A 3,356-nucleotide genomic window follows, 5' to 3' on the forward strand; every position below is an offset into this window, starting at 1 on the left:
TTCGGTGATACGGATATTCCGACGGCTTCTCAATCCGGGATCGTAAACGAAACTCTTGGACGTTCCCGCATCCACGATGCCGTGGGAGTAGTACGGCATAACAAGGCTCACATATACCGAATCTGCCGTTCCCCATTCCCTGCGATCAACAAGGATAAAACCGCATCCAATCTCTGATAACAAGGAGTCGAGTAGGATTCGCTCCGGCTTCAACAGTCCATATACCGGAATGTCTTGTTCGTCATTCGTTTCATGGAATGTATCGCTTTGTTCTGTTGAATCAAGTATAATGACCTCTTCCGGAGAAAGCGGCGGGTAGTGAAAACTACCTTCTGAACTCTCTGCCATGATTTCGTACACCTTACGGAACGCCACCTCGTGCGTGGTGAAATGGCGTATCATTTCCTCGTCCGACGGCGGCATGGGAGGCTCTCCGCAGCTTGCGGCAAGCAGGATTACAAATAACAGGATTATGATTGGTGTTCTCATTTTCTAATGTTTAATAGGATGCAGATAATCACTGTTTAAGTGATTGATGTGCGTGTTATCAATACTTTAACTACAAACTTTAAAACAATCATTCATTTTATAATAATAGTTTCGTATCTATCAAAATGTATTCCTTGAAGATGATGTTTCAATACAAGGTTCTTAAATTCCTCCCCATAAAAAGTATAGCGACAATTTACATTCGGAAGTCTGAAAATAGTTTGCTCTTGGATTTTATTTTTATCCAACACAAATTTATTTATACAACTCACCCATCCTCTTTCTTTATCTAACCACACTATATCTGATTCTTTTTCAATCAAAGCATCTATTATATTGGTACAATGAAAAAAATAAAAACCTTTTGGCGACTTTATATCAAGAATTTCTCCATTTTTGATAAGAATATTTTCTAAAATACTTAATGCTTTGTCGCTAATAGTTAATAGAGGATTACAAAATTGTGATAAATCAAAATGTTTATGTCTATTACTTTTTTTCCATATATATTCCATCTCAGGAGGATTCCACTGCTTTAGTAAACCTTCAGCATGTCCCATACAATTTTGCCAATCTTCCACATTTGGAAAACGTAAATCGTTAAATCCTTCTAAACTACCTATTAAGTAAAAGTTCATATTGTCGTACTGTAATTGATAATGGTTTGACGGGGAACGGCGTTAGTCCGTTATCCCGGCTTGTTAATATTAAATTTATGTTTCCTGATAGATTGTTTCAGAATATAATTCTGTCGAAAGAATAATAGATTTTAATTCTCCATTAGACTTATAATCAAATGAATGTTGTAACGTATCCTGTTCAATATCATTTCTATCAAATTGTCTTATAACTATTTTTTGTAGGCGGTCATTTTCATAAAAATATGTTTCTTCTCTACTTCCACGAGAACCCTTTGAATACATTTTCTCTATTTTACCATTACTTCCATATAGATAATATCGGACATTCACAATACGTTTGCTATTATCATATGCAATAGTTTTCATGAGTTCCTTTTCATAAATGAAAAAGGTGTAATAGAATTGATTTTTAAGTTCCAAGCCCTCTCGGATTTCTATAATTTGATTTTTTACATCGAAATAATAAGTAAATAGGTTATTAGTTGTTTTGAGAGAAGTTACATTTCCAACTATTTTCCCTTGCTTAAACCTGTTTCTTTGATAAGAATAAGGGGATATTTCGTAGAACTCACCTTTGTAATTCTCTTCCCTTACAACATTCTTATCAATTTCTCTTTTCAATTCATCAAACATATTTCTCAATGAATTAAAATCATCTTTCAATTTATCAGGTATCATAGTGTTTCCTTTTAATATTAATGTTTGGTGGCTAACCGACCTTTCAGGGGTAGTTAAGCCGCTTGTTAGCAACCTCTTTTCGTTTTATAGATTATTTCAGAATATCCATTTGGAAATGATTTGGTAATACTTTCTAAAGCCCCATCGTCTTGATATTGGAATATATGAATTAAATCATTACCACTATTACCCTCAATATCATATTGTTTGACTTCAATATGTGTCAAAGCATTTTCTTTATAGATATAATTCTCTTCACGGCAACCATACCTACCACATAACTGTGACCGTTTCAGCTTTCCGCCCTCAAAAAAGTAATGGCATACATTCATCAAATGTTTTCCATTATCGTATAGAATACTTTTCACAAGATTGTCTGTATAATACAGGAAAGTGTGATAAAACTGATTTTCAATAGAACAACCAACCTTAACTTCTACGATTTGATTTTGGTTATTAAATCCGTAGATACAAAGATTTTTGGTGCTTTTTATTGTATCAGGACGCTTTACAGGTTTTCCTTGTTTGCAACCATTACGCTGATAGGAATATGGAGTAAGTTCATAAAACTCGCCCTTATACAACTCAGTCCTGACAACATCGTCTTCTATTTGTTGCCTTATGGTTTCAAAGTCATTTTTCAATGCTTCAAATTCAGTTCTTATAGTTTCTCCAATCATTTTCATCTTTTTGGGGTTGCTAATGTTCGGCAGCGTTCCGCTTATTCAATCGGTTTGCTGTTTGTTATCGGTCTATTTCTTCTGTTTCAATCTTGCCTCCAAGTTGTTCAATTTCTTTTCGATATTCATCCACAATTATAGAGTTCCCTATTCCAAGTAAAATTTTATCTCTTGAACAAAATTCCTTGATTTCACTTAGTGGAACAGAAAATTTCTTTTTTAAGTACAGCATAATTTTAGGCAATTCATTTCCCTTGTCTGCAAGATATATATTGTAAATCTTAGGACTAATGATTGTCAGATAATCATCTAATTCCGTATTCTCAAATTGCACAAACTCGGCAGTTGGTAATATTGCATAACGAAAACAATCCGATTTTGTATCACAAAACACAATGGAATAACCGCCTCTGTTAAGTTGCTTGTTCATAGCTTGGAACAACAAAGGCAAATAGTCACCTCGGCGAATTTTGTCCCAATCCAAAGAATCCTCAAACTTTTTAGTGTTCCATAAGAAACGTTCTATCCCATAATTCTTTAACATCATCGTAATGGAACGCTTAACCTGCCCTGAATATTCTTCACCACTCCAATCAATAACTGCCATTCTGTGAGAAACTATAGCAAAACAAAGCATAATATCTACTTCACTAAATTCATTGTCTTCAGAGCTTGTATCGTACCATCCCTTTTCAAACATTTTCCTATGTTGAAGGACAAAGGTTCTCTTATCTATATTGAACAACTGAATCATTTCTAAAAATTCATCATAGTGTTCTTTTAATAACACTTTAGCGAATAATTGAAGTTTACTATCCATATTTTAATTTTTAGACCGATAATGTTTGTTGGATAATCGACCTTTGGA

At 34.0% G+C, this 3,356-nt stretch carries 5 protein-coding genes; all 5 read right to left on the reverse strand.

Features of this window, described 5'->3' with window-relative positions; translation table 11 throughout:
- Positions 1 to 489, reverse strand: a 489-nt coding sequence (locus tag ABUA47_RS22120) for a DUF4948 family protein (RefSeq protein WP_349832057.1), incomplete at its 3' end; no start/stop codon positions are given.
- Between the two features lie 92 nt (positions 490 to 581).
- Positions 582 to 1,127 (reverse strand): imm11 family protein, encoded by a 546-nt coding sequence (locus ABUA47_RS22125; protein WP_004295469.1) that lies wholly within the window; start codon positions 1,125 to 1,127, stop codon positions 582 to 584.
- Positions 1,128 to 1,202: 75 nt separating this feature from the next.
- Positions 1,203 to 1,808 carry a hypothetical protein gene (locus ABUA47_RS22130; protein ID WP_004295470.1) on the reverse strand — a complete coding sequence of 202 codons (606 nt, stop codon included), beginning with the start codon at positions 1,806 to 1,808 and terminating at the stop codon, positions 1,203 to 1,205.
- A gap of 65 nt (positions 1,809 to 1,873) precedes the next feature.
- A complete protein-coding gene (locus ABUA47_RS22135; RefSeq protein WP_004295471.1) occupies positions 1,874 to 2,494 on the reverse strand; it encodes a hypothetical protein in 621 nt (206 codons plus the stop codon).
- Positions 2,495 to 2,552: 58 nt separating this feature from the next.
- Complete coding sequence (locus ABUA47_RS22140; protein WP_004295472.1) at positions 2,553 to 3,308, reverse strand: hypothetical protein; 756 nt, start codon at positions 3,306 to 3,308, stop codon at positions 2,553 to 2,555.
- Positions 3,309 to 3,356 lie beyond the last annotated feature (48 nt).

Source organism: Bacteroides sp. RTP31139st1_H2_RTP31139_211217 (assembly GCF_040227615.1).
Taxonomy (GTDB): Bacteria; Bacteroidota; Bacteroidia; order Bacteroidales; family Bacteroidaceae; genus Bacteroides; species Bacteroides uniformis.

What these genes read in the sequence shown, in the direction of transcription:
- ABUA47_RS22125 (WP_004295469.1), bottom strand. Translation starts at nt 1,127, where the DNA reads ATGAACTTTTACTTAATAGGTAGTTTAGAAGGATTTAACGATTTACGT.
- ABUA47_RS22130 (WP_004295470.1), bottom strand. Translation starts at nt 1,808, where the DNA reads ATGATACCTGATAAATTGAAAGATGATTTTAATTCATTGAGAAATATG.
- ABUA47_RS22135 (WP_004295471.1), bottom strand. Translation starts at nt 2,494, where the DNA reads ATGAAAATGATTGGAGAAACTATAAGAACTGAATTTGAAGCATTGAAA.
- ABUA47_RS22140 (WP_004295472.1), bottom strand. Translation starts at nt 3,308, where the DNA reads ATGGATAGTAAACTTCAATTATTCGCTAAAGTGTTATTAAAAGAACAC.